Origin of the sequence: Streptomyces violaceorubidus (genome assembly GCF_000717995.1) — a bacterium.
Taxonomy (GTDB): Bacteria; Actinomycetota; Actinomycetes; order Streptomycetales; family Streptomycetaceae; genus Streptomyces; species Streptomyces violaceorubidus.
Map to the genome: position 1 here is coordinate 109,658 of NZ_JODM01000017.1, position 26,144 is coordinate 135,801.

The window sequence follows — 26,144 nt, forward strand, 5'->3', positions numbered from 1 at the left end:
CCGCCCCTCCCGCACCGAGCCCGTACCGAGCCAGCGCCGTTTCAGTACCGAGCCACCAGGAACCACCCGTGACAACGATCACCCCCGACCCCGGGAACCAGAGCGCCCCCCAGCCCTCCCCCCAGCCCTCGCTTCGCCGGGAAGCGGGTACTCCCGGTACGCTCACCGCCGTGCCACACCCTGATCAGTCCCAAACCACCCAGAAGGGCCACCCCGTGACATACCCGGGACCGCCCCGGCCGGTGCGGATCTCCGCCACACCCCTCGCGGAACTCGCCGATCAGCTGGGTGTCGCCGCGCCGGACGGCTGTGCCGAGGTCACGGGGATCACCCATGACTCGCGTGCCGTCCGCCCCGGCGACCTGTACGCCGCCCTGCCCGGAGCCCGCCTCCACGGCGCCGACTTCGTCAATCAGGCCGCCGGCCTCGGCGCGAGCGCCGTGCTGACCGACCCGGCCGGCGCGGAGCGTGCCGCCGCCGCCGGGCTGCCGGCCCTCGTCGTCGACGACCCGCGCGCGCGGATGGGCGAGCTGGCCGCCACGATCTACGGCCACCCGGGCCGCGACCTGCTCCAGATCGGCATCACCGGCACCTCCGGCAAGACCACCACCGCCTACCTCGTCGAGGGCGGCCTGCGCACGGCGAGGTCCACCGGCCTGATCGGCACGGTCGAGATGCGCATCGGCGACGAGCGCATCAAGTCCGAGCGGACCACGCCCGAGGCCCCCGACCTCCAGGCCCTGTTCGCGGTGATGCGCGAGCGCGGCACCGAGGCGGTCGCCATGGAGGTCTCCAGCCACGCCCTGGTGCTCGGCCGCGTCGACGCCTGCGTCTTCGACATCGCGGTCTTCACCAACCTCAGCCCGGAGCACATGGAGTTCCACTCCGGCATGGAGGACTACTTCCAGGCCAAGGCGCAGCTCTTCACACCGAAACGCAGCAAACTCGGCGTGGTCAACGTCGACGACGAGTACGGGCGCCGGCTCGCCAACGAGGCCACCGTCCCGGTCGTCACCTACTCCGCCGAGGGCCACCCCGACGCCGACTGGCGCGCCGACGAGGTCGAGGTCGGCCCGCTGGACTCCAGGTTCACCGTGCTCGGGCCGAAGGGCGAGCGGATCGCCGCCAGGTCGCCGCTGGCCGGGCCCTTCAACGTGGCGAACACCCTCGCCGCGATCGTCGCCCTGGCCGCCGCCGGACTCGATCCGCAGAGCGCCGCCGACGGTGTCGCCGCCGTACCGGGCGTGCCGGGCCGGCTGGAGCGCGTGGACGAGGGCCAGCCCTTCTTCGCGGTGGTCGACTACGCCCACAAGACCGACGCCGTCGAGTCGGTGCTGCGGGCCCTGCGCAAGGTCACCGAGGGCAGGCTGCACGTGGTGCTGGGCTGCGGCGGCGACCGGGACACCACCAAGCGGGAGCCGATGGGCGCCGCCGTGGCCCGGTTCGCCGACACCGCCGTACTGACCTCCGACAACCCCCGTTCCGAGGACCCCCTCGCGATCCTCGCCACCATGCTCCAGGGCGCGGCGTCCGTGCCCGCGCACGAGCGCGGCGAGGTGCAGGTCTTCGAGGACCGGGCCGCCGCGATCGCCGCCGCCGTCGCCCGGGCCGAGCCCGGCGACACCGTGCTGGTGGCGGGCAAGGGCCACGAGCAGGGCCAGGACATCGCCGGGGTCGTCCGTCCCTTCGACGACCGCCAGGTGCTGCGCGAAGCCATCCAGAAGACCCAGGGACGAGATCCCGAATGATCCAGCCGATCCTGATCCTGATCCAGGGGACGAACTTGTGATCACCCTCTCACTCGCCGAGATCGCAGAAATCGTCGGCGGGCGGATGCACGACATACCGGACGCCTCCGCCGAGGTCACCGGGCCGGTCGTCCGGGACTCCCGGGAAGCGGGACCCGGCAGCCTCTTCGTCGCCTTCGTGGGCGAACGGGTGGACGGCCACGACTTCGCCGCGCAGGTCGTCGAAGCGGGTGCGGCGGCCGTCCTCGGCTCCCGCCCCGTCGGCGTGCCCGCGATCGTCGTGGAGGACGTCCAGGCCGCCCTGGGCGCCCTCGCCCGGCACGTCGTGCGACGCCTCGGCACCACCCTCGTGGCCCTCACCGGGTCGGCCGGCAAGACCAGCACCAAGGACCTGATCGCCCAGGTACTGCGCCGCAAGGCGCCCACGGTCTTCACGCCCGGTTCCATGAACAACGAGGTCGGGCTGCCGCTCACCGCGCTCACCGCCACCGACGAGACGAAGTTCCTCGTCCTGGAGATGGGCGCCCGCGGCATCGGCCACATCCGGTACCTGTGCGAACTGACCCCGCCGAGGATCGGCCTCGTGCTCAACGTCGGCTCCGCGCACATCGGCGAGTTCGGCGGCCGGGAGCAGATCGCCCAGGCCAAGGGCGAACTCGTCGAGGCGCTGCCGCCGGCCGAGGAGGGCGGCACCGCGATCCTCAACGCGGACGACCCCCTCGTACGGGCCATGGCCTCCCGAACGATGGCGAAGGTGATCCTTTTCGGAGAGTCCGGCGAAGCGGACGTTCGCGCCGAGAACGTGCGACTCACGGACACCGGACAGCCTTCCTTCAGCCTTCACACACCCTCCGGTGCAAGCGATGTGACCATGCGCCTGTACGGTGAGCACCACGTGTCGAACGCGCTCGCCGCGGCCGCCGTCGCCCACGAGTTGGGCATGTCCGCAGACGAGATCGCCACCGCGCTCTCCGAGGCGGGCTCCCTCTCCCGCTGGCGGATGGAGGTCACCGAGCGCCCGGACGGCGTGACGGTCGTCAACGACGCCTACAACGCGAACCCCGAGTCCATGAAGGCCGCGCTGCGTGCGCTTGTTGCCATCGGCGAGGCCTCACGGGCGAAGGGGGGCCGCACGTGGGCGGTGCTCGGCAAGATGGCCGAGCTCGGGGACGAGGCGCTCGCCGAGCACGACGCGGTCGGACGGCTCGCCGTCCGGCTCAACGTCAGCAAGCTCGTCGCGGTCGGGGGCAGGGAAGCCCGCTGGCTGCAACTGGGCGCATATAACGAGGGTTCGTGGGGTGAGGAGTCGGTGCACGTGTCCGACGCACAGGCGGCGGTCGACCTGTTGCGCAGCGAGTTGCGCCCGGGGGACGTCGTGCTCGTGAAGGCGTCCCGTTCGGTGGGTCTGGAGAGCGTCGCCACGGCGCTGCTGGAGACCGGCGCCGAGGGTGAGGTTGCCGCCCGATGATGAAGCAGATCCTGTTCGCAGGAGTCATTGGCCTCTTCCTGACGCTGGTCGGCACCCCGCTGCTGATCAAGCTCCTGGCCCGCAAGGGCTACGGCCAGTACATCCGCGACGACGGACCGCGCGAGCACGCCAGCAAGCGCGGTACGCCGACCATGGGTGGTATCGCCTTCATCCTGGCGACCGTCGCGGCGTACTTCCTCGCCAAGGGCATCACGGGCTATCTGGACCCCGACATCGACGCCGGGCCGACCTTCTCCGGTCTGCTGGTGCTCGGCCTGATGGTGGGCATGGGCCTGGTCGGCTTCCTCGACGACTACATCAAGATCGTCAAGCGGCGTTCGCTGGGCCTGCGGGCCAAGGCGAAGATGGCCGGCCAGCTGATCGTCGGCATCGGCTTCGCCGTGCTCTCCCTCCAGTTCGCGGACAACCGGGGCAACACCCCGGCGTCCACGAAGCTGTCGTTCATCACCGACTTCGGCTGGACCATCGGCCCGGTGCTGTTCGTCGTCTGGGCGCTGTTCATGATCCTCGCGATGTCGAACGGCGTGAACCTCACCGACGGCCTGGACGGCCTGGCCACGGGCGCCTCCGTCCTGGTCTTCGGCGCCTACACCTTCATCGGCGTCTGGCAGTTCCAGGAGTCCTGCGCCAACGCACTGACCCTGACCAACCCGGGCGCCTGCTACGAGGTGAGAGACCCGCTCGACCTCGCGGTGGTCGCCTCCGCGCTGATGGGCGCCTGTCTCGGCTTCCTGTGGTGGAACACCTCGCCGGCCAAGATCTTCATGGGCGACACCGGTTCGCTCGCGCTCGGCGGTGTGCTCGCGGGTCTGGCGATCTGCTCGCGCACCGAACTGCTGATGGCCATCCTCGGCGGCCTGTTCGTCCTGATCACCATGTCGGTGGTCATCCAGGTCGGCTCCTTCCGCCTCACCGGCAAGCGGGTCTTCCGGATGGCGCCACTCCAGCACCACTTCGAACTCAAAGGCTGGTCCGAGGTCCTCGTCGTGGTCCGTTTCTGGATCATCCAGGGCATCTGTGTGATCGTCGGACTCGGCCTCTTCTACGCGGGATGGGCAACGGACAAGTGACCTCTTCGGTGCCTTCGGAATTCACCGGCAAGCACGTCACCGTCGCCGGACTCGGCGTCTCCGGCGTCCCGGCGGCCACGGTGCTGCAAGGGCTCGGCGCCCACGTCACCGTCGTCAACGACGGCGACGACGAGCGGGCGCGCGCACAGGCGGCCCAGCTGGAGGCGCTCGGCGTCACCGTGCGCCTGGGCGACGGCGCCACACTCCCCGAGGGCACCGAGCTGATCGTCACCGCACCCGGCTGGAAGCCCACCAAGCCCCTGTTCACGGCGGCCGGGCAGGCGGGCGTCCCGGTCTGGGGCGACGTGGAACTGGCCTGGCGGCTGCGCGGGCTGGACGGCAGGAAGGCCGCGCCGTGGCTGGCCGTCACCGGCACCAACGGCAAGACCACCACCGTCCAGATGCTCGCCTCGATCCTGAAGGCGGCCGGGCTGCGCACCGCCGCCGTCGGCAACATCGGCGTCTCCCTGCTGGACGCGGTCACCGGCGAGGAGGAGTACGACGTCCTCGCCGTGGAGCTGTCCAGCTACCAGCTCCACTGGGCGCCCTCCCTGCGCGCCCACTCCGCCGCCGTGCTCAACCTCGCCCCGGACCACCTCGACTGGCACGGCTCGATGGAGGCCTACGCGGCCGACAAGGGCCGTATCTACGAGGGCAATCAGGTCGCCTGCGTCTACAACGTCGCGGACAGGGCCACCGAGGACCTGGTCCGCGCCGCCGACGTGGAGGAGGGCTGCCGGGCCGTCGGCTTCACCCTCGGCACGCCGGGCCCCTCCCAACTCGGCGTCGTGGAGGGCCTGCTGGTCGACCGCGCCTTCGTCGAGGACCGGCACAAGAACGCCCAGGAGCTGGCCGAGGTCGCGGACGTCAACCCGCCGGCCCCGCACAACATCGCCAACGCCCTTGCCGCCGCGGGCCTCGCCCGCGCCTTCGGCGTCCCCGCCGCCGCCGTACGGGACGGGCTGCGCGCCTTCACCCCGGACGCCCACCGCATCGCGCACGTCGCCGACGTGGACGGGGTGGCGTACGTGGACGACTCCAAGGCCACCAACACCCACGCCACCGAAGCCTCCTTGGCGGCCTACGAGTCGATCGTGTGGATCGCCGGCGGACTGGCCAAGGGCGCGACCTTCGACGAACTGGTCGCGGGGGCGGCGAAGCGGCTGCGCGGCGCCGTCCTCATCGGCGCCGACCGCGCCCTGATCCGCGAAGCCCTGGCGCGACACGCGCCGGAAGTACCCGTGGTCGACCTCGACCGGACCGACACTGGTGCGATGATCCAGGCCGTCCAGGAGGCGCGGCGGCTCGCCCGGCCCGGCGACACGGTGCTGCTGGCACCGGCCTGTGCCTCCATGGACATGTTCACCAACTACAACCAGCGCGGTGACGCGTTCGCGCAGGCCGTTCGCGAACTCGGCGCCTGACCCGGCCGCCTCCTGCCGCCGGGTGAACTCGGGAGGACGCGTGGGACGGTCCATGCCGACGTACAGCGGAGGCCGCGATGCCCGGTAGTCCCCAGAGCCGCACCGGACGTCCGCCCGTGCAGCGGTCCGTCAAGCGGCCCGCGACGCCGGGGCCGGTGCACGAGAACCCAGTGCTCCGCCTCTACCACCGGCTGCGCCGTGCCTGGGACCGGCCGCTGACCGCGTACTACCTGATTTTCGGCGGCAGTCTGCTGATCACCGTGCTCGGCCTGGTGATGGTCTACTCGGCGTCCCAGATCACCGCGCTCCAGCTGTCGCTGCCCGGCTCGTACTTCTTCCGCAAGCAGGCGCTCGCCGCGCTCATCGGCGCCGGCCTCCTGGTCGCCGCGATGCGGATGCCGGTCAAACTGCACCGGGCGCTGGCCTATCCGATCCTGGCCGGCGCCGTCTTCCTGATGATCCTGGTCCAGGTGCCGGGGATAGGAGTCGCGGTCAACGGAAACCAGAACTGGATCTCGCTGGGCGGCTCCTTCCAGATCCAGCCCAGCGAGTTCGGGAAGCTGGCGCTGGTGCTGTGGGGCGCGGACCTGCTCGCCCGCAAGCAGGACAAGAAGCTGCTGACCCAGTGGAAGCACATGCTGGTGCCGCTGGTGCCGGCCGCGTTCATGCTGCTCGGGCTGATCATGATCGGCGGCGACATGGGGACCGCGATCATCCTCACGGCGATCCTGTTCGGTGTGCTGTGGCTGGCCGGCGCGCCCACCCGGCTGTTCGCGGGCGTGCTCTCGATCGCCCTGCTGCTCGGCTTCATCCTCATCAAGACCAGCGCGAACCGCATGGCCCGGCTCAACTGCCTCGGGGCCACCGACCCGGGACCCGGCGACTCCTGCTGGCAGGCCGTGCACGGCATCTACGCCCTCGCCTCGGGCGGACTGTTCGGTTCCGGGCTCGGCGCCAGTGTGGAGAAATGGGGCCAACTCCCCGAAGCGCACACCGACTTCATTTTCGCCGTCACCGGTGAGGAACTGGGCCTGGCGGGGACGCTGTCGGTGCTCGCCCTCTTCGCGGCTCTAGGCTATGCGGGTATCCGCGTGGCCGGACGCACGGAGGACCCCTTCGTGAGGTATGCCGCGGGAGGCGTGACCACCTGGATCACGGCCCAGGCCGTGATCAACATCGGCGCGGTCCTCGGACTGCTGCCGATCGCCGGTGTCCCGCTCCCGCTGTTCTCCTACGGGGGTTCCGCCCTGTTGCCGACCATGTTCGCCATCGGTCTGCTGATCGCCTTCGCGCGTGACGAACCCGGTGCGCGGGCGGCGCTTGCGTTGCGGCAACCTCGCTTTGGTAGAAAGCGGGGAGCCGGGGGACCCGCGGCCAAGCGGAGCCCTGGGAGTTGGAACACGATGCGACGGCGCGCCTCGGCGGCGCGCTCGTCCGGAGAGCGGTGAATTTCGGTGCATGTCGTACTCGCCGGCGGAGGAACCGCGGGCCACATCGAGCCCGCGCTCGCCCTCGCGGACGCCCTGCGCAGGCAGGATCCGACCGTGGGGATCACGGCCCTGGGCACGGAACGCGGCCTGGAGACCCGCCTGGTGCCCGAGCGGGGCTACGAGTTGGCGCTGATCCCGGCCGTGCCGCTGCCGCGCAAGCCCACCCCCGAGCTGATCACCGTCCCGGGCCGGCTGCGCGGCACCATCAAGGCGACCGAGCAGATCCTGGAGCGCACCAAGGCGGACGCCGTGGCCGGCTTCGGCGGCTACGTGGCGCTGCCCGCCTACCTCGCGGCCAAGCGGCTCGGCGTGCCGATCGTCGTCCACGAGGCCAACGCCCGCCCCGGACTGGCCAACAAGATCGGCTCGCGCTACGCCGCCCAGGTCGCCGTCTCCACTCCCGACAGCAAGCTGCGCAACTCCCGCTACATCGGCATCCCGCTGCGCCGCTCCATCGCCACCCTCGACCGGGCCGCCGCCCGACCCGAGGCCCGCGCGATGTTCGGGCTCGACCCCAACCTGCCGACGCTGCTGGTCACCGGCGGCTCGCAGGGCGCCCGCCGCCTCAACGAGGTGATCCAGCAGGTCGCGCCCTGGCTCCAGCAGGCCGGCATCCAGATCCTGCACGCGGTCGGCCCCAAGAACGAACTGCCGCAGGTCCACCAGATGCCGGGGATGCCCCCGTACATCCCGGTAAGTTATCTGGACCGGATGGACCTCGCGTACGCCGCCGCCGACATGATGCTCTGCCGCGCGGGCGCGATGACCGTCGCCGAACTCTCCGCCGTCGGGCTCCCGGCCGCCTACGTCCCGCTGCCCATCGGCAACGGCGAACAGCGGCTCAACGCCCAGCCGGTCGTCAAGGCCGGCGGCGGACTGCTGGTCGACGACGCGGACCTCACGCCCGAGTGGCTCCAGCAGAACGTCCTGCCCGTGCTCGCCAACCCGCACCGGCTGTACGAGATGTCCCGCGCCGCCGCCGAGTTCGGCCGCCGGGACGCCGACGACCTCCTCGTCGGCATGGTGTACGAGGCGATCGCCGCCCGTGCGCACCGCTAGACACGTCTGACGGAAGGCAGGGAGCGTGGCCGGACCGACCACCGCCGAGCGCGGTGCACGCCAGCAGGAGTCGTCCGGCCCGCCCCGGGCACGCCGGTTCCGCCCGCCCCGCCTTCGTACGATCATCGTCCTCGTCGTCGCGCTCGTGCTCGTCGCGGGCACGACGGTCTGGGTGCTCTACGGCTCGAACTGGACGCGCCTCGAAGACGTGTCCGTCTCCGGAACGAACGTGCTGACGCCCGCCCAGGTGCGCGAGGCGGCCGACGTGCCGGTCGGGGATCCGCTGATCTCGGTCGACACGGAGGCGGTCGAGGCCCGACTGCGCCGGAAATTGCTCCGCATTGACGAGGTCGAGGTGGAGCGTTCCTGGCCGCACGGAATCCGACTGAAAGTGACGGAGCGTACTCCGGTCCTGATTGCCCAAAAAGGCCGAAAGTTCGTGGAAGTGGACGATGAAGGCGTCCGTTTCGCCACGGTTTCCAAGGCCCCGAAGGGCGTGCCCGCGCTGGAATTGGAACCCGCCCGTTCCGGCTCCGCCGCGGCGAGCCTGCGCCGCTTCGACGACGACCGCCTGGTGCGCGAGGCGGTGCGGGTGGCCGACCGGATCCCGGCCGGGATCGCCCGGGACACACGGGTCGTCAAGGTCCGTTCCTACGACGACATCTCGCTGGAGTTGAGCGGCGACCGGACCGTGTCGTGGGGAAGCGGTGAGCACGGCGCCCGCAAGGCCCGTGCGCTCACGGCCCTGATGAAAGCGACGCCCAAGGCGCGGCACTTCGACGTGAGCGTCCCCACCGCCCCCGCGTCATCGGGGAGTTGACGGGTATATGTGCAGGCCAGCACCCTGGCTGGGCAGCGCTACGGCTGATCACATAGGGTGAAAAGAAAAACGGGAGGTTCGGCGTGTTCGTTGAACGTGCGCCACGTGTCGACTTAGTGTCCTGTTCGGAAGAGTCCAAGGAACAGACACACTGGTAACCCTAAACTTCAGCGTTAGGGTTCGGGTCGGCGCTACGGACCGTCCCAATCGGCATCAGTCGTCGGGTCGCGGGGGCATCAGTGCTTCGGCGGTCGGGCGACACGTAACTCGAGGCGAGAGGCCTTCGACGTGGCAGCACCGCAGAACTACCTCGCAGTCATCAAAGTCATCGGTGTCGGCGGCGGTGGTGTCAATGCCATCAACCGGATGATCGAGGTCGGTCTCAAGGGCGTCGAGTTCATCGCCATCAACACCGACGCACAGGCGCTGTTGATGAGCGACGCCGACGTCAAGCTCGACGTCGGCCGCGAACTCACCCGCGGACTCGGCGCCGGAGCCAACCCGGCCGTCGGCCGCAAGGCCGCCGAGGACCACCGCGAGGAGATCGAGGAGGTCCTCAAGGGGGCCGACATGGTCTTCGTGACAGCCGGTGAAGGCGGCGGCACCGGCACCGGCGGCGCGCCCGTCGTGGCCAACATCGCCCGCTCGCTGGGCGCCCTCACCATCGGTGTGGTCACCCGCCCGTTCACCTTCGAGGGACGGCGCCGGGCCAACCAGGCCGAGGACGGCATCGCCGAGCTCCGCGAAGAGGTCGACACCCTCATCGTCATCCCCAACGACCGGCTGCTGTCGATCTCGGACCGCCAGGTCAGCGTGCTCGACGCGTTCAAGTCCGCCGACCAGGTACTGCTGTCCGGTGTGCAGGGCATCACGGACCTCATCACCACGCCCGGCCTGATCAACCTGGACTTCGCCGACGTGAAGTCGGTCATGTCCGAGGCCGGTTCGGCGCTCATGGGCATCGGCTCGGCCCGCGGCGACGACCGCGCGGTGGCCGCCGCCGAGATGGCGATCTCCTCGCCGCTCCTGGAGGCGTCCATCGACGGCGCCCGGGGTGTGCTGCTCTCCATCTCCGGCGGCTCCGACCTCGGCCTGTTCGAGATCAACGAGGCCGCCCAGCTGGTCAGCGAGGCCGCCCACCCGGAGGCCAACATCATCTTCGGCGCGGTCATCGACGACGCCCTCGGCGACGAGGTGCGGGTCACCGTGATCGCGGCGGGCTTCGACGGGGGCCAGCCGCCCTCCAAGCGGGACAACGTCCTCGGGTCCTCCTCGGCCAAGCGCGAGGAGCCCACCCCGGCCCGGCAGTCCGAGAGCCGTCCGTCCTTCGGCTCGCTCGGCAGCGTCAAGCCGAAGGAGGAGCCCGAGCAGGCGCCCGCGCCGGAGCCGGTGGCCGACCTGCCGCCGGTCTCGCCGCCGCCGGTGCCGCCGTCGCGGACCTACTCGGACAGCGCGGCCGAGGAACTGGACGTGCCGGACTTCCTGAAGTGATAGGACAGCGCGACACCGTGAACGGCGCGCACTTCGGCTTCACCGACCGGTGGGGCGGAGTGAGCGCCGTTCCGTACGAGGAGCTCAACCTCGGCGGCGCGGTCGGCGACGACCCCGCCGCCGTCACGGCCAACCGGGAGCTGGCGGCCAAGTCACTGGGCGTCGACCCGACCCGGGTGGTCTGGATGAACCAGGTGCACGGCGCGGACGTCGTCGTGGTCGACGCGCCCTGGGGGGACCGCCCGGTCCCGCGCGTCGACGCGGTCGTCACCGCCGAACGCGGTCTCGCCCTCGCCGTCCTGACCGCCGACTGCGTGCCCGTCCTGCTCGCCGATCCGGTCTCCGGCGTCGCCGCCGCGGCCCACGCGGGCCGGCCCGGCCTGGTCGCCGGGGTCGTCCCCGCCGCCGTACGGGCCATGACGGAACTCGGCGCGGATCCCGCGAGGATCGTCGCCCGCACCGGACCCGCCGTGTGCGGCCGGTGCTACGAGGTGCCCGAGGAGATGCGCGCCGACGTGTCCGCCGTCGAGCCGGCCGCGTACGCCGACACCAGTTGGGGCACACCGGCGCTCGACGTGGGCGCCGGGGTGCACGCGCAGCTCGCACGCCTCGGGGTGCGCGACCGGGCGCAGTCGCCGGTGTGCACCCGGGAGTCGGCGGACCACTTCTCGTACCGACGCGACCGCACCACCGGGCGGCTCGCGGGCTATGTGTGGCTGGACTGATGGGGCATGACGGACCGTAAGCACGAACTCGCCGCGAATCTGGCGAAAGTGGAAGAGCGCATCACCGCCGCGTGTGCGGCCGCGGGCCGCCCGCGCCAGGACGTGACCCTCATCGTGGTCACCAAGACCTACCCGGCGGACGATGTGCGCATTCTCTCGGAACTCGGGGTGCGGCACGTCGCGGAGAACCGCGACCAGGACGCGGCCCCCAAGGCTGCCGCCTGCTCGGATCTGCCGCTTTCGTGGCATTTCGTCGGTCAGTTGCAGACCAACAAGGTGCGATCCGTGGTCGGTTACGCGGATGTCGTGCAGTCGGTCGACCGGGCTCGGCTGGTCACGGCCCTGTCGAAGGAGGCCGTGCGGGCCGGCCGCGAGGTGGGCTGCCTCCTGCAGGTCGCGCTCGACGCGGGGGAGAGCGGGCGCGGGGAGCGCGGCGGCGTGTCGCCCGCCGGAATCGAAGAGTTGGCCGACCTGGTCGCCGGATCGGACGGGCTGCGGTTCGACGGGCTGATGACCGTCGCCCCGCTCACCGGTGAGTACGCGGGGCGCCAACAGGCGGCGTTCGAGCGCCTCATGGATTTGTCGACCTGCGTGCGCCGAACCCATCCTGCTGCGAACATGGTCTCCGCGGGGATGAGTGCGGACCTCGAGCAGGCCGTGGCCGCCGGAGCGACACATGTACGCGTCGGCACTGCGGTACTCGGAGTCCGCCCCAGGCTCGGGTAACGTCGCCAAGAAGTCGGACCACAGCAGAAAATATGGTCATTACCGCCGAAAGGCGGACGCAACGACCTCGTGGATCGCAGGCACTTGGAGTCGTCGGCAGATCCACCACAGAGCGGAGGACTCAGAGCATGGCCGGCGCGATGCGCAAGATGGCGGTCTACCTCGGCCTCGTGGAGGACGATGGGTACGACGGCCGGGGGTTCGACCCCGACGACGACTTCGAACCCGAACTGGACCCGGAGCCCGAGCGGGATCACCGGCGCCATGAACCGGTGCACCAGTCGCATGGTTCACATCAGCCCCAAAGGGACGAAGAGGTACGAGTCGTCCAACCTCCCGCGCAGCGCGAGCCGATGCCCCGTTCCGCTTCGCTCGCGGCGGAATCCGGCCGTCCGGCGCGGATCGCGCCCGTGGCGTCCATCACACAAGAACGCGCAAGCCTGGAAAAGAGCGCACCGGTCATCATGCCCAAGGTCGTGTCCGAACGAGAGCCCTACCGGATCACCACACTTCACCCCCGGACCTACAACGAGGCCCGTACCATCGGGGAACACTTCCGTGAGGGCACGCCGGTGATCATGAATCTCACTGAGATGGATGACACAGATGCGAAGCGACTTGTCGACTTTGCGGCCGGTTTGGTGTTTGGTCTTCACGGCAGTATCGAGCGGGTGACGCAGAAGGTGTTCCTGCTGTCTCCTGCTAACGTCGATGTCACGGCGGAGGACAAGGCCCGCATCGCAGAGGGCGGGTTCTTCAACCAGAGCTGAGACGCACCACCGGCAAGAGCAAGACCACGGGCCCGAGTCGGGGCCCGAGAGATGGTTCAGGGGAGAGGGAAGCACAGGTCATGAGCGTGGTCCTGGATGTCGTCTACATCGCGCTGATGTGCTTCCTCATCGTGCTCATCTTCCGGTTGGTCATGGACTACGTCTTCCAGTTCGCCCGCTCGTGGCAACCCGGCAAGGCGATGGTGGTCGTTCTGGAGGCCACCTACACTGTCACCGATCCACCGTTGAAGCTTCTGCGGCGGTTCATTCCGCCGCTGCGTCTCGGGGGCGTGGCGCTCGACCTGTCCTTCTTCGTACTGCTGATCATCGTCTACATCCTGATCTCGATCGTGAGCCGGCTGTGATCGATGAGAGAGATACGGGCTTGCCGAATGCCGACGACAACGTTGAGGTGAAGAGATGCCGTTGACCCCCGAGGACGTGCGGAACAAGCAGTTCACGACCGTCCGCCTCCGAGAAGGCTATGACGAGGACGAGGTCGATGCCTTCCTCGACGAGGTCGAAGCCGAACTGACCCGACTGCTCCGCGAGAACGAGGACCTGCGTGCCAAGCTGGCCGCCGCGACGCGCGCGGCCGCGCAGAACCAGCAGAACATGCGCAAGCCTCCGGAACCTCCGCAGGATCAGCAGCCGCCGCAGCACCAGCAGGGGCATCCCCCGCAGCAGGGCGGTATGCCGCAGCAGGGCATGCGAGGTCCCGGCGCTCCGGTGCCCGCCGGCATATCGGGCCCGCCGCAGCAGCAGATGGGTGGCCCCATGGGTGGTCCGCCCCAGCTGCCGAGCGGTGCCCCGCAGCTGCCCGCCGGCCCCGGCGGACAGGGTGGCCCGCAGGGTCCCGGCCCGATGGGTCAGGGTCCGGGGCCGATGGGCCAGGGCCCGGGTCCGATGCAGGGCCAGATGGGTCCCGGTCCGATGGGCGGCCCCATGGGCGGCCCGCAGGGCCCCGGTGGTCCCGGCATGCCCGGCCAGGGCGGCCCCGGTGGCGACAGCGCCGCCCGCGTCCTCTCGCTGGCCCAGCAGACCGCCGACCAGGCGATCGCCGAGGCCCGTTCCGAGGCCAACAAGATCGTCGGCGAGGCCCGTTCGCGTGCCGAGGGTCTGGAGCGGGACGCCCGTGCCAAGGCGGACGCCCTGGAGCGGGACGCGCAGGAGAAGCACCGCGTCGCGATGGGCTCCCTGGAGTCCGCCCGCGCCACGCTGGAGCGCAAGGTCGAGGACCTGCGCGGCTTCGAGCGCGAGTACCGCACGCGGCTGAAGTCCTACCTGGAGTCGCAGCTGCGCCAGCTGGAGACGCAGGCGGACGACTCGCTCGCCCCGCCGCGTACGCCCGCGACGGCATCCCTGCCGCCGTCCCCGGCGCCCTCGATGGCACCGGCCGGCGCCAGTGCCCCGTCCTACGGCGGCAACCAGTCGATGGGCGGCGGTCCGGGCCAGTCCGGTCCGTCCTACGGCGGCCAGCAGCAGATGTCGCCGGCGATGACCCAGCCGATGGCGCCGGTGCGGCCGCAGGGGCCGTCGCCGATGGGGCAGGCTCCCTCGCCGATGCGTGGGTTCCTGATCGACGAGGACGACAACTGAGTTGTAGTACGGCGTAGCCGTCAACAACGTTCAGGGCGGGCCCCGGGTTTCTGACCCGGGGCCCGCCCTTGGTCGTACGCGGTTTCATGCGCGGGGCGTCGGTGTGGGCGCGGGGGGTGGTGCGCTGCCCGGCGCCGGCGGGGTGCCTCCCCCAGTGCCTGAACGGCCTGGGAGGTACCCCCATCGCCCACCCGTGCCGCCCCAGCGGCACGACTGCCCGCAGCTACGCGGAGGGCCCACATCCCCTGGATGCGGGCCCTCGGGACTTTTCCTCGGTTACTGCTTGCGCAGGCGGAAGACCAGAGACAGGCCCTCGTCCGTGAACGGGGTGCCGTACGTGTCGTCCGCCTCGCCCTGGGCGAAGTCCGTCGCCAGGACCTCGTCGGCGATCAGGCCGGAGTGGTCGCTCAGGGCGGCGATCGTCGCCGGGTCCGTGGCCGTCCAGCGCAGGGCGATGCGGTCGGCGACGTCCAGGCCGCTGTTCTTGCGGGCCTCCTGGATCAGGCGGATCGCGTCCCGGGCGAGGCCCGCGCGGCGCAGCTCCTCCGTGATCTCCAGGTCGAGCGCCACCGTCGCGCCCGAGTCGGAGGCGACCGACCAGCCCTCGCGCGGCGTCTCGGTGATGATCACCTCGTCGGGGGCGAGGGCGACGGTCTCGCCGTCGACCTCCACCGAGGCCGTGCCCTCGCGCAGCGCGAGGGACAGCGCGGCGGCGTCGGCGGCGGCGACCGCCTTCGCCACGTCCTGGACGCGCTTGCCGAACCGCTTGCCCAGCGCCCGGAAGTTGGCCTTCGCGGTCGTGTCGACCAGGGAGCCGCCGACCTCGCTCAGCGACGCGAGGGACGCGACGTTCAGCTCGTCGGTGATCTGCGTGTGCAGCTCGGGGGAGAGGGTGTCGAAGCCCGCCACGGCGATCAGCGCCCGGCTGAGCGGCTGCCGGGTCTTGACGCCCGACTCCGCGCGCGTGGCACGGCCCAGCTCGACCAGGCGGCGGACCAGGACCATCTGCTTCGACAGCTCCGGGTCGATCGCCGACAGGTCGGCCTCCGGCCAGGAGGACAGGTGGACCGACTCCGGGGCACCCGGGGTGACCGGCACGACCAGGTCCTGCCAGACCCGCTCGGTGATGAACGGCGTCAGCGGCGCCATCAGCCTGGTGACCGTCTCGACGACCTCGTGCAGCGTGCGCAGCGCCGCCTTGTCGCCCTGCCAGAAGCGGCGCCGGGAGCGGCGCACGTACCAGTTGGACAGGTCGTCGACGAACGCGGACAGCAGCTTGCCGGCCCGCTGGGTGTCGTAGGAGTCCAGCGCCTGCGTCACCTGGTCGGTGAGCGCGTGCAGTTCGGACAGCAGCCAGCGGTCCAGCACCGGGCGGTCGGCCGGGGCCGGGTCCGCCGCGCTCGGCGCCCAGCCCGAGGTACGGGCGTACAGGGCCTGGAAGGCGACCGTGTTCCAGTACGTGAGGAGCGTCTTGCGGACGACCTCCTGGATGGTGCCGTGGCCCACCCGGCGGGCCGCCCAGGGCGAACCGCCGGCCGCCATGAACCAGCGGACCGCGTCGGCGCCGTGCTGGTCCATCAGCGGGATGGGCTGGAGGATGTTGCCCAGGTGCTTGGACATCTTGCGGCCGTCCTCGGCGAGGATGTGGCCGAGGCACACCACGTTCTCGTAGGACGACTTGTCGAAGACCAGGGTGCCGACCGCCATCAGCGTGTAGAACCAGCCGCGGGTCTGGTCGATGGCCTCGGAGATGAACTGCGCCGGGTAGCGGCTCTCGAACAGCTCCTTGTTCTTGTACGGGTAGCCCCACTGCGCGAACGGCATCGAACCCGAGTCGTACCAGGCGTCGATGACCTCCGGCACGCGCACCGCTTCGAGGGAGCAGCCCTCGTGGGTGCAGGTGAAGGTCACGTCGTCGATGAACGGGCGGTGCGGGTCCAGGGCCGACTGGTCGGTGCCGGACAGCTCGGTCAGCTCCGCGCGGGAGCCGACGACCGTGAGGTGGTCCTCCTCGCAGCGCCAGATCGGCAGCGGGGTGCCCCAGTAGCGGTTGCGGGAGAGCGCCCAGTCGATGTTGTTGTTCAGCCAGTCGCCGTACCGGCCGTGCTTGACCGCCTCCGGGAACCAGTTGGTCCTCTCGTTCTCCTGGAGGAGGCGGTCCTTGATCGCGGTGGTGCGGATGTACCAGGACGGCTGCGCGTAGTAGAGCAGCGCGGTGTGGCAGCGCCAGCAGTGCGGGTAGCTGTGCTCGTACGGGATGTGCTTGAAGAGCAGGCCCCGGGTGTGCAGGTCCTCCGTCAGCTTCTCGTCGGCCTTCTTGAAGAAGACGCCGCCGACCAGCGGGACGTCCTCCTCGAAGGTGCCGTCCGGGCGGACCGGGTTGACCACCGGCAGGCCGTACGCGCGGCAGACCTTGAGGTCGTCCTCACCGAAGGCGGGGGACTGGTGGACGAGGCCGGTGCCGTCCTCGGTGGTGACGTAGTCCGCGTTCACCACGTAGTGCGCGGGCTCCGGGAACTCCACCAGCTCGAACGGGCGCCGGTACGTCCAGCGCTCCATCTCGGCGCCGGTGAAGGACTGCCCGGTGGTCTGCCAGCCCTCGCCGAGGGCCTTGTCCACCAGCGGCTCGGCGACGACCAGCCGCTCCTCGCCGTTCGTGGCGACGACGTAGGTGACGTCCGGGTGCGCGGCGACCGCCGTGTTGGAGACCAGGGTCCACGGGGTCGTCGTCCAGACGACCAGTGCGGCCTCGCCGGCCAGCGGGCCCGAGGTCAGCGGGAAGCGGACGTAGACGGACGGGTCGACGACCGTCTCGTAGCCCTGGGCCAGCTCGTGGTCGGACAGGCCGGTGCCGCAGCGGGGGCACCAGGGGGCGACGCGGTGGTCCTGGACCAGCAGGCCCTTGTTGAAGATCTCCTTCAGCGACCACCAGACGGACTCGATGTACTCCGGGTCCATCGTGCGGTACGGGTCCTGGAGGTCGGCCCAGTAGCCCATGCGCGTCGTGAGCTCTTCGAAGGCGTCGGTGTGGCGGGTCACCGACTCGCGGCACTTCGCGTTGAACTCGGCGATGCCGTACGCCTCGATGTCCTGCTTGCCGGAGAAGCCCAGCTCCTTCTCCACCGCCAGCTCCACCGGCAGACCGTGGCAGTCCCAGCCGGCCTTGCGGCCCACGTGGTATCCGCGCATCGTGCGGAAGCGGGGGAAGACGTCCTTGAAGACACGCGCCTCGATGTGGTGGGCGCCGGGCATGCCGTTGGCGGTGGGCGGGCCCTCGTAGAACACCCACTCGGGGCGGCCCTCGGACTGCTCCAGGCTCTTGGCGAAGATCTTCTGCTCACGCCAGAAGTCGAGCACCGCGTGTTCGAGCGCGGGCAGGTCGACCTGGGCGGGCACCTGGCGGTACTGCGGCTGCGTATTCAACGAGCTTCCTCCGGCGGACGTGCTGCCTTCCGTCGGAGGGACGAGAGCCGTGCTCCCGCGGTACCACCCTCCTTGGCCCGCCGGGGCGTCGTGTGCTCCGGTGAGCCCCCTCATTGGGGTCGCGAACCGGCTCTACTCGCCGCGGCTGTCCTGCCACGGCTTTCTTCCGGCGGCTCCGGGGTGATCTTCACGGCGCGCCGGCCCCCGGGCTCACACCGTCCCCGGGTCGCTCTGGGCTGCTGACGCCGCTACTCGTCCCCATCCACGCTTTTCGCTGTGCCCAGTGTACGGCGCCGCGCGGACGGCGGCCGACCGGTTCTGCCGTGACCCGAATGCCGCCGCCCCGTGGCCGGGTCCCGGGCGGCCGGGCCGGGGCGCCTCGGGCGGATTACCGGGCGGGGAGCTGGGCACAACGCATGCATGCTCGCCGCGTGGCGCACGGTGGGCGGGCGAGTCGGGCGGCGTGCCCCGTTGCCGCGAGGGCGGAGTCGATTTATCGTCCCAGCACGATTCGCGCGCAAGATCACAATATGTGAAGGGGCCGCGGCCATGGTGGCGAAGAAGAAGACGACGGCCGCGAAGCAGGGCGCCGCCGAGGAGGGCGCCGCGGAGCAGGACGGCGCGAAGAAGGCGGCGCCGGGGAAGGGCCCGGCGCAGCAGGCCGGGGCGAAGAAGACCGCGGCGAAGACCGCCGCGAAGAAGAGCACGGCGAAGAGCACGGCGAAGAAGAGCACGGCGAAGAGCACGGCCAAGAAAGTGGGCGCGGCCGAGGCCGCCGAGCAGACGGGAGCCACGACGGTGGTTGCGAAGAAGACTCCTGGCACGGCCACGGCGGCCAAGACCGCTGTCCCCAAGGCCCGCGGCACCGCCGCGGACCCCGGTGAGCTCGCGGTACGCCCCGGCGAGGAACCCTGGACCCCGCAGGAGGTCGAGGAGGCGCGCGGCGAGCTGCAGTCCGAGGCCGAGCGGCTGCGCACCGAGATCGACGCCTCGGAGCGGTCGCTGCAGGGCATGATGCGGGACTCCGGCGACGGCGCGGGCGACGACGAGGCGGACACCGGCAGCAAGAACATCACGCGCGAGCACGAGCTGGCGCTGGCCGCCACCGCGCGCGAGGTGCTCACCCAGACCGAGCGCGCCCTGGAACGCCTGGACGCGGGCACCTACGGCCTGTGCGAGAACTGCGGCAACCCGATCGGCAAGGCGCGGATGCAGGCCTTCCCGCGGGCCACCCTGTGCGTCGAGTGCAAGCAGAAGCAGGAGCGCCGGTACTGAGCCGCAGCCGGGACGGGAAGTGTGCCGTACCCTCGTGCTCAGTCAAGGACCTAGGCTGAGGGACTCACGTGGCAGAGGCGGAGCGCATCATCGGTACTCCGGACACCCCGGACGCGGCGGGGGACGGGCAGGAGCGGCCCGACGCCGAGCAGGAGCGGAAGCAGGAGCAGGCTCCTGAGCGCCCCCGGGGCAAGCGGCGGGTCGCCGTGCTGTTCGCGGTCGCCCTGTGCGCGTACCTGCTCGACCTGGGCAGCAAGATGCTGGTGGTCGCCAAGCTGGAGCACCACGAACCGATCGAGATCATCGGCGACTGGCTGCGGTTCGCCGCCATCCGCAACGCGGGCGCGGCCTTCGGCTTCGGCGAGGCCTTCACGATCATCTTCACGGTGATCGCCGCGGCCGTGATCGTGGTGATCGCCCGCCTCGCGCGCAAGCTGCACAGCCTGCCCTGGGCGATCGCGCTCGGCCTGCTGCTCGGCGGTGCCCTCGGCAACCTCACCGACCGGATCTTCCGCGCCCCCGGCGTCTTCGAGGGCGCGGTCGTGGACTTCATCGCGCCCAAGCACTTCGCCGTCTTCAACCTCGCCGACTCGGCGATCGTCTGCGGCGGCATCCTGATCGTGATCCTCTCCTTCCGGGGCCTGGACCCGGACGGGACCGTCCACAAGGACTGAGCGGGCAGCGGGACCGAGCTCGCGTTCGGGAGTGTCCGGGCCGTCCGGCATACTCGACGGGTGAGCACGATTCCCGAGATCCGTACCCTGCCCGTGCCCGACGGCCTGGAGGGCGAGCGCGTCGACGCCGCCATCTCCCGCATGTTCGGCTTCTCCCGTACCAAGGCCGCGGAGCTCGCCGCGGCGGGCAAGGTGCAGGTCGACGGATCGGTGGTCGGCAAGTCCGAGCGGGTCCACGGCGGCGCCTGGCTGGAGGTCGAGATGCCGCAGGCGCCCGCGCCCGTGCAGGTGGTCGCCGAGCCCGTCGAGGGCATGGAGATCGTGCACGACGACGAGGACGTGGTCGTGATCGTCAAGCCCGTCGGCGTCGCCGCCCACCCCTCCCCGGGCTGGAACGGGCCGACGGTCATCGGCGGGCTGGCCGCCGCCGGGTACCGCATCTCCACCTCCGGCGCCGCCGAGCGCCAGGGCATCGTGCACCGCCTCGACGTCGGCACCTCCGGTCTGATGGCGGTGGCCAAGTCGGAGCGCGCCTACACCTCGCTCAAGCGCCAGTTCAAGGAGCGCACGGTCGACAAGCGCTACCACACGCTCGTGCAGGGCCACCCCGACCCGACCAGCGGCACCATCGACGCCCCCATCGGCCGCCACCCGCAGCACGACTACAAGTGGGCCGTCACCGCCGAGGGCAAGCCCTCCGTCACGCACTACGACCTCATCGAGGCCTTCCGCGCCGCCTCCCTGCTCGACGTGAAGCTGGAGACCGGCCGCACCCACCAGATCCGCGTCCACATGGCCGCCCACCGCCACCCCTGCGTCGGCGACCTGACCTACGGCGCGGACCCCACCCTCGCCAAGCGGCTGCGGCTGACCCGCCAGTGGCTGCACGCCGTGCGGCTCGGCTTCGAGCACCCGGGCACCGGCGACTGGGTCGAGTACGCCAGCGACTACCCCGAGGACCTGCAGCAGGCCCTGGACCGGGTCCGCGAGGAGACCTACGGATGAGCGGGCCGAGCCGGGCCCCGGCCGCCTACGAGGTGCGCGTCGCCGAGGACCCCGCCGACCGCGAGGCCTGCTTCGCCGTGCGCAAGGAGGTCTTCGTCGCCGAGCAGAAGGTCCCCGAGGACATCGAGTACGACGCCTACGACGCCGAGGCGGTGCACGTCCTGGCCGTCCGGACGGACGGTGTACCCCTCGGCACCGGGAGGCTGCTGCACGGGGCGGCCGCCGCCGCGAAGAACGGCGACGGCGATCCGGCCGTCGGCTCCCTGGGCCGGCTCGCGGTGACCGCGACGGCCCGCGGTCTCGGCGTCGGGGCCGCGCTGGTGCGGGCCGTCGAGGACGCCGCACGCGCGCGGGGACTCACCGCCGTGGACCTGCACGCGCAGACCCACGCCCTGGGTTTCTACGAGCGACTGGGGTACCAGGCGTACGGACCCGAGTTCCCCGACGCCGGGATCCCCCACCGCGCGATGCGGCGCTCCCTGTAGCGGGGGCGGCGGAAGCGCCGATGGGGCCGGTGGCGTGGCAGGCTTGGGATTCGCCGGGTGAACGCCCAGACCACAGCCCCTAGACCCACCGGAGCGGTGACCGTGGATCAGCTGGCCCTGTTGTTCATGCTGTTGCTCGGGGCCCTGCTGAGCGTCCCGATCGGTGCGCGGCTCGGGCTGCCGGCGCCGGTGCTGATGACGCTTCTCGGGATCGTCCTGGCCCTGCTCGACTTCGTCCCCAACGTCGACATCCCGCCCGAACTGATCCTGCCCGCGCTGCTGCCGCCGCTGCTGTACGCCGCCGTGCGGCGCACCTCCTGGCGGCAGTTCGCGGCGAACAAGCGCCCGATCTTCCTGCTGGCCGTCGCGCTGGTCTTCGTCACCATGCTCTGCGTGGCCTCCGTGGCCCACGCCATCGTGCCGGGGCTGCCGCTCGCCGCCGCCTTCGCGCTGGGCGCGCTGGTGGCGCCGCCCGACCCGGTCGCCGCGACCGCCGTCGCCGGGCAACTGGGGCTGCCGCGCCGCCTGGTGTCCATCCTGGAGGGCGAGGGGCTCTTCAACGACGTGACGGCCATCGTCCTGTACCACGTGGCCATCGCCGCCGCGGTGGGCGGCTCCTTCTCGCCGTGGCGGGCCGGGTTCGACCTGGTGCTGTCCGCCGTGGTCGCCGTCGCGGTCGGACTCGCCCTGGGCTGGGGCTCCAACAAGCTCATGGACGTGCTGGGCGACCCGACGCTGCAGATCGGCCTGACCCTGCTGGTGCCGTTCGTGAGCTACGTCGCCGCCGACGAACTGCACGGATCGGGGGTGCTCGCCGTGCTCACCACCGCCATGTTCCTCGCCGAGTACGCCTCGGACGCCGACGACGTGATGACCCGGCTCGGCGGGCACACCGTCTGGGACGTGGTCGACACGCTGGTCACCGGAGTGGCCTTCGGGCTGATCGGACTGGAACTGCACAACGCCGTCCGCACCGCCTCCGGCCGGTGGACGGAGCTGCTCGGCTGGTCGGCGGCGATCCTGGTCGTCGTCGTCCTGGTCCGGCTGCTGTGGCTGCTGCCGGCCACCTGGCTGACCCAGCGGCTGCACGCCCGGCGCGACCGGGACGAGGACATCCCGACCAGCTGGCGGGAGACGGTGGTCATGTGGTGGGCGGGGATGCGGGGCGTGGCCTCGGTCGCGCTCGCCCTGGCGATCCCCCTGGAGACGGACGACGGGGCCCCCTTCCCGCACCGGGAGGAGATCGTCTTCATCGCCTTCGGGGTGATCATGGGCACGCTGCTGCTGCAGGGCCTGACCCTGCCCTGGCTGGTGGGACGGCTCGGGGTCCGGGCGGACACCGAGCGCGAGCAGGAGTTCGAGCGGGGCCTGGCCCTGCGGGCGGCCAAGGCGGCCAAGCAGCGGCTCAAGGAGATCGAGTCGGTGGAGGAACTGCCGGAGGAGCTGTCCGAGCAGATGCTGCGGCGCGCCTTCGACATCGGCATACGCATCAGCCCCGACCTCGGGGACGAGGAACGGCGGGAGGCGCAGGAGCAGCGGGCCCGGCGGATCAAGCGCGTCCGGCGCATCCAGGGCGAGATGCTGAGCGCCGCCCGGCACGAGGTGCTGGCCGCCCGCAGCGAACCCGGCGCCGACCCGGAGATCGTCGACCGGGTGCTGCGTCACCTGGACGTGCGCAGCCTGCGCTGACGGGCGCGCCGCCGCGCGGTCACCGGCTCTTGGTCGGGCGGCCCGGGAAGCGGCGGGCGCCCTCGTCGGAGGGGCGGCGGGTCTCCCCGTCCGGGGACCGGCGGGCGTGCGGGAAGCCGGGGCGGGGCGGGCGCGGGGCCGCGTCCGCCGTGTTGACCCGCGGCAGCGCGTAGGGGTGCTCGTCGGCCAGCCAGCGGATCATCCCCTCGCGGACCGCGACCCGCACCGTCCAGATGTCGTCCGCGTCCTTCGCCGTCACCAGGGCCCGCACCTCCATGGTGGTCGGGGTGCTGTCGGTAACCGTCAGGTTGTAGCTGCGCCCGTCCCAGGCCGGGCACGCGCGCAGCAGATCGCGCAGCCGCTCCCGCATCGCGTCGAGCGGCGCCGAGTGGTCGAGGTGCCAGAACACGGTCCCGGTCATCTGCGGGGTGCCGCGCGACCAGTTCTCGAACGGCTTCGAGGTGAAGTACGACACCGGCATGGTGATCCGGCGCTCGTCCCAGGTGCGCACCGTCAGGTACGTCAGCGTGATCTCCTCGACGGTGCCCCACTCGCCGTCCACCACGACTGTGTCGCCCAAGCGCACCATGTCGCCGAAGGCGATCTGGAACCCGGCGAACAGGTTGCCCAGCGTGGACTGGGCCGCCACACCGGCGACGATGCCGATGATGCCGGCCGAGGCCAGCAGCGAGGCGCCCGCGGCGCGCATCGCCGGGAAGGTCAGCAGCATCGACGACACGGCGACCACGCCGACGATCGCGGTGACCACCCGCATGATCAACGACACCTGGGTCCGCACCCGCCGGACCCGCGCCGGATCCCGCTCGGCGTGGGCGTGCGCGTAACGGGAGTAGGACGTCTCGACGACGGCCGCGGCGATCCGGACCACCAGCCAGGCCGTGGAGCCGATCAGGGCCAGCGTCAGCGTCCGGCCGACCCCGGTCGCGTGCTCGGGGAACACCCCGGCCTCGACGTACGAACCTCTCAGCAGGCCCGCGCAGAGCGCGATCTGGTAGGGCACGCGGGCGCGCCGCAGCAGCCCCCACAGCGGTGTCTCGGGGTGGCGTCCGTCGGCCTTGCGCAGCAACAGGTCGGTGGCCCAGCCGATGACCAGGGTCAGCAGAACCGAGCCGCCGACCACGATCAGCGGGCGGAGTATCGTCTCCATCCCTCGAACGTAACCGGCCGCACGGTGCCGTGAACCTGTGACCTACGTCCCGTCCGGGGTATGGCCGTGCGCGGCCCTGTCACACCCGGCTGGCACCATGGCCCCATGAACATCGTGCTCTTTCACTCGACCCTCGGCCCGAGGCCCGCGGTGCGGCAGGCCGCCGACCGGCTGCGCGACGCCGGGCACCAGGTGTGGACCCCGGACCTCTTCGAGGGCCGCACCTTCGATTCGGTCGAGGAGGGCATGGCCCATCAGGACGGGATCGGCCGGGAGGAGCTGCTGAAGCGGGCCGTGCTGGCCGCCGCGCCCTACTCGGAGCGGGGGCTGGTGTACGCCGGGTTCTCGCTCGGCGCCTCCATCGCCCAGACCCTCGCCCTCGGCGACCACCGGGCGCGCGGGCTGCTGCTCCTGCACGGCACCTCGGACCTCGCGCCCAACGCCTCGGTCGACGAGCTGCCGGTCCAGCTGCACGTGGCCGAGCCGGACCCCTTCGAGACGGACGACTGGCTCAGCGCCTGGTACCTCCAGATGGGCCGGATCGGCGCCGACGTCGAGGTGCACAGGTATCCCGGGGCCGGTCACCTCTACACCGACCCGGACCTGCCCGACTACGACGCCGAGGCGGCCGAGGCCACCTGGCGGGTGGCGCTCGGCTTCCTCGAGTCCCTCCGGGAGGCTCAGGCCGGGGCGTAGACGCGCTCGACGCGCTGCGTGCCGCTGCGCGTGCGGTAGGAGCGGGCCCAGGCGGACGTGGCGCCCGCGTCGGTGCGGTCGGAGACGACGTAGTAGTCCATCTGCGTCCGGTCCGCGGTGACGTCCAGCACGCCGTAGCCGTGCCGGTCGGTGTCGACCCAGTGCACGTGCCGGTTCGCGGCCCGGATCACCGGCGCCGCGAACCCCGAGACGGTGCCCTCGGGGACCTTCACGATGTCGTCGAGGTTGTCGGAGGTCACCGACGTGACGACGAACTCCGTGGCCGCCGAGGCGGACAGCGGGTAGGTCCCGGCGTCGTACGGCACGTCGTTGGCCCACGCCATGTGGATGTCGCCGGTCAGGAAGACGGTGTTGCGGATCCGGTGCGCGCGCAGGTGGGCCAGCAGCTCGCGGCGGTCGTCGGTGTAGCCGTCCCACTGGTCGGTGTTGAGGGCGATGCCCTCCTTCGGCAGCCCGAGCAGTTCGGCGAGCGGGCCGAGCAGCGAGGCGGGGAGCGAGCCGATCGCGAACGGCGAGATCATCACCGGGTTGCCGACCAGCCTCCAGGTGGCGTCGGAGGAGGCGAGCTGCGCCTTGAGCCAGTCGAGCTGCGCGCGGCCGGTGAGGGTGCGGTCCGGGTCGTCTACCTCGCCGTCGCCGAGCGCCACCTGCTGCGAGCGGAAGGAGCGCAGGTCGAGCAGCGAGAGGTCGACGAGCTTGCCGAAGCGCAGCCGCCGGTAGGTGGTGCCGGCGATCGCCGGGCGCACCGGCATCCACTCGAAGTAGGCCCGCTTGGCGGCACTCTGCCGCTGCGCCCAGGTCCCCTCGGCGCCCTCGGTGTGGTTCTCGGCGCCGCCCGACCAGGTGTCGTTGGCGATCTCGTGGTCGTCCCAGATCGCCACCACCGGCGCCGTGGCGTGCAGCGCCTGGAGGTCGGGGTCGGTCTTGTAGCGGCCGTGCCGGACGCGGTAGTCGGCGAGGGTGAGGATCTCGTGGGCCGGGGCGTGCGGGCGCACGACGGTGTCCCGGGTGCCGTACTGGCCGGTGCCGTACTCGTAGATGTAGTCGCCCAGGTGCAGCCAGGCGTCCAGGTCGCCGCGGGCGGCGAGATGGCGGTACGAGGAGAAGTACCCGGCCTCCCAGTTGGCGCAGGAGACCACGCCGAAGCGCAGGCCGGTGACGGCGGCGTCGTGCGCGGGGGCGGTGCGGGTGCGGGCGACGGGGGGGTGCCTCTATGTCTTTCGTCAAGCGAGCTGTGGGGTTCGGGGTTCGTAGAAGGTTCCGTCGCGGAGCATGGCGAACAGGACGCTGGTGCGGT

The 26,144-nt window shown here is 71.3% G+C and carries 21 protein-coding genes and 1 pseudogene; 19 read left to right on the forward strand and 3 right to left on the reverse strand.

The window, feature by feature from the left end; translation table 11 throughout:
• The first annotated feature begins 215 nt into the window (after nucleotides 1–215).
• The 13 genes from IE94_RS0120745 (at nucleotide 216) to divIVA (ending at nucleotide 14,411) form a co-directional block, all read left to right on the forward strand.
• On the forward strand, nucleotides 216–1,748 hold the full coding sequence (locus tag IE94_RS0120745; protein ID WP_030186497.1) for a UDP-N-acetylmuramoyl-L-alanyl-D-glutamate--2,6-diaminopimelate ligase: 1,533 nt from the start codon (nucleotides 216–218) through the stop codon (nucleotides 1,746–1,748).
• Between the two features lie 37 nt (nucleotides 1,749–1,785).
• Nucleotides 1,786–3,216 (forward strand): UDP-N-acetylmuramoyl-tripeptide--D-alanyl-D-alanine ligase, encoded by a 1,431-nt coding sequence (locus IE94_RS0120750; RefSeq protein WP_030186498.1) that lies wholly within the window; start codon nucleotides 1,786–1,788, stop codon nucleotides 3,214–3,216.
• Nucleotides 3,216–4,307, forward strand: coding sequence for a phospho-N-acetylmuramoyl-pentapeptide-transferase (gene mraY / locus IE94_RS0120755; RefSeq protein ID WP_030186499.1), 1,092 nt, complete (start codon nucleotides 3,216–3,218; stop codon nucleotides 4,305–4,307). The genes IE94_RS0120750 and mraY overlap by 1 nt, the downstream gene beginning before the upstream one ends.
• 8 nt (nucleotides 4,308–4,315) lie before the next feature.
• Nucleotides 4,316–5,731: a UDP-N-acetylmuramoyl-L-alanine--D-glutamate ligase gene (gene murD, locus IE94_RS0120760; RefSeq protein ID WP_106977943.1), complete on the forward strand. Its 1,416-nt coding sequence runs from the start codon at nucleotides 4,316–4,318 to the stop codon at nucleotides 5,729–5,731.
• A gap of 77 nt (nucleotides 5,732–5,808) precedes the next feature.
• Entirely contained in the window at nucleotides 5,809–7,179 is a 1,371-nt protein-coding gene (gene ftsW, locus IE94_RS0120765) for a putative lipid II flippase FtsW (RefSeq protein ID WP_030186503.1), read from the forward strand.
• 6 nt (nucleotides 7,180–7,185) lie between these two features.
• Nucleotides 7,186–8,280: an undecaprenyldiphospho-muramoylpentapeptide beta-N-acetylglucosaminyltransferase gene (murG, locus tag IE94_RS0120770; protein ID WP_030186504.1), complete on the forward strand. Its 1,095-nt coding sequence runs from the start codon at nucleotides 7,186–7,188 to the stop codon at nucleotides 8,278–8,280.
• 25 nt (nucleotides 8,281–8,305) lie between these two features.
• Nucleotides 8,306–9,100, forward strand: coding sequence for a cell division protein FtsQ (gene ftsQ / locus IE94_RS0120775; protein WP_030186507.1), 795 nt, complete (start codon nucleotides 8,306–8,308; stop codon nucleotides 9,098–9,100).
• Between the two features lie 288 nt (nucleotides 9,101–9,388).
• Nucleotides 9,389–10,591 (forward strand): cell division protein FtsZ, encoded by a 1,203-nt coding sequence (ftsZ, locus tag IE94_RS0120780; RefSeq protein ID WP_030186508.1) that lies wholly within the window; start codon nucleotides 9,389–9,391, stop codon nucleotides 10,589–10,591.
• Nucleotides 10,588–11,316, forward strand: coding sequence for a peptidoglycan editing factor PgeF (gene pgeF, locus IE94_RS0120785; RefSeq protein WP_030186510.1), 729 nt, complete (start codon nucleotides 10,588–10,590; stop codon nucleotides 11,314–11,316). The genes ftsZ and pgeF overlap by 4 nt, the downstream gene beginning before the upstream one ends.
• Before the next feature lie 6 nt (nucleotides 11,317–11,322).
• Nucleotides 11,323–12,042 (forward strand): YggS family pyridoxal phosphate-dependent enzyme, encoded by a 720-nt coding sequence (locus IE94_RS0120790; RefSeq protein ID WP_030186513.1) that lies wholly within the window; start codon nucleotides 11,323–11,325, stop codon nucleotides 12,040–12,042.
• Between the two features lie 128 nt (nucleotides 12,043–12,170).
• A complete protein-coding gene (locus tag IE94_RS0120795) occupies nucleotides 12,171–12,812 on the forward strand; it encodes a cell division protein SepF (protein WP_030186514.1) in 642 nt (213 codons plus the stop codon).
• Nucleotides 12,813–12,892: 80 nt separating this feature from the next.
• Nucleotides 12,893–13,177 (forward strand): YggT family protein, encoded by a 285-nt coding sequence (locus IE94_RS0120800; protein WP_030186516.1) that lies wholly within the window; start codon nucleotides 12,893–12,895, stop codon nucleotides 13,175–13,177.
• A gap of 55 nt (nucleotides 13,178–13,232) precedes the next feature.
• Nucleotides 13,233–14,411 (forward strand): apical growth/hyphal branching protein DivIVA, encoded by a 1,179-nt coding sequence (gene divIVA / locus IE94_RS0120805; RefSeq protein ID WP_030186517.1) that lies wholly within the window; start codon nucleotides 13,233–13,235, stop codon nucleotides 14,409–14,411.
• A 276-nt stretch (nucleotides 14,412–14,687) separates the two neighbouring features.
• On the opposite strand, the gene ileS is transcribed toward divIVA, so the two are convergent.
• The gene (gene ileS / locus IE94_RS0120810; RefSeq protein ID WP_030186519.1) at nucleotides 14,688–17,834 is read right to left on the reverse strand and encodes an isoleucine--tRNA ligase; all 3,147 of its coding nucleotides are present in this window, start codon (nucleotides 17,832–17,834) and stop codon (nucleotides 14,688–14,690) included.
• Between the two features lie 549 nt (nucleotides 17,835–18,383).
• On the opposite strand from ileS, the gene IE94_RS0120815 reads away from it, so the two are divergent.
• From IE94_RS0120815 to IE94_RS0120835, 5 genes are all read left to right on the forward strand, one after another.
• Complete coding sequence (locus IE94_RS0120815; protein WP_030186520.1) at nucleotides 18,384–19,109, forward strand: TraR/DksA C4-type zinc finger protein; 726 nt, start codon at nucleotides 18,384–18,386, stop codon at nucleotides 19,107–19,109.
• Nucleotides 19,110–19,177: 68 nt separating this feature from the next.
• Nucleotides 19,178–19,783 (forward strand): signal peptidase II, encoded by a 606-nt coding sequence (lspA, locus tag IE94_RS0120820; protein ID WP_030186521.1) that lies wholly within the window; start codon nucleotides 19,178–19,180, stop codon nucleotides 19,781–19,783.
• A gap of 60 nt (nucleotides 19,784–19,843) precedes the next feature.
• Nucleotides 19,844–20,788, forward strand: a complete 945-nt coding sequence (locus IE94_RS0120825) for an RluA family pseudouridine synthase (RefSeq protein ID WP_030186524.1) — start codon at nucleotides 19,844–19,846, stop codon at nucleotides 20,786–20,788.
• Nucleotides 20,785–21,273, forward strand: a complete 489-nt coding sequence (locus IE94_RS0120830) for a GNAT family N-acetyltransferase (RefSeq protein ID WP_030186526.1) — start codon at nucleotides 20,785–20,787, stop codon at nucleotides 21,271–21,273. The genes IE94_RS0120825 and IE94_RS0120830 overlap by 4 nt, the downstream gene beginning before the upstream one ends.
• A gap of 102 nt (nucleotides 21,274–21,375) precedes the next feature.
• The gene (locus IE94_RS0120835; RefSeq protein ID WP_030186527.1) at nucleotides 21,376–22,962 is read left to right on the forward strand and encodes a Na+/H+ antiporter; all 1,587 of its coding nucleotides are present in this window, start codon (nucleotides 21,376–21,378) and stop codon (nucleotides 22,960–22,962) included.
• A 19-nt stretch (nucleotides 22,963–22,981) separates the two neighbouring features.
• On the opposite strand, the gene IE94_RS0120840 is transcribed toward IE94_RS0120835, so the two are convergent.
• Nucleotides 22,982–24,130 (reverse strand): mechanosensitive ion channel family protein, encoded by a 1,149-nt coding sequence (locus IE94_RS0120840; RefSeq protein WP_030186529.1) that lies wholly within the window; start codon nucleotides 24,128–24,130, stop codon nucleotides 22,982–22,984.
• Nucleotides 24,131–24,235: 105 nt separating this feature from the next.
• Between IE94_RS0120840 and IE94_RS0120845 the strand changes: the two genes are divergently transcribed.
• Nucleotides 24,236–24,826, forward strand: a complete 591-nt coding sequence (locus IE94_RS0120845; RefSeq protein WP_030186531.1) for a dienelactone hydrolase family protein — start codon at nucleotides 24,236–24,238, stop codon at nucleotides 24,824–24,826.
• On the opposite strand, the pseudogene IE94_RS0120850 reads toward IE94_RS0120845, so the two are convergent.
• Nucleotides 24,811–26,049 (reverse strand): annotated as a pseudogene (locus tag IE94_RS0120850) (alkaline phosphatase D family protein); the annotation flags it as partial. The gene IE94_RS0120845 and the pseudogene IE94_RS0120850 overlap by 16 nt on opposite strands.
• Nucleotides 26,050–26,144: the final 95 nt, after the last annotated feature.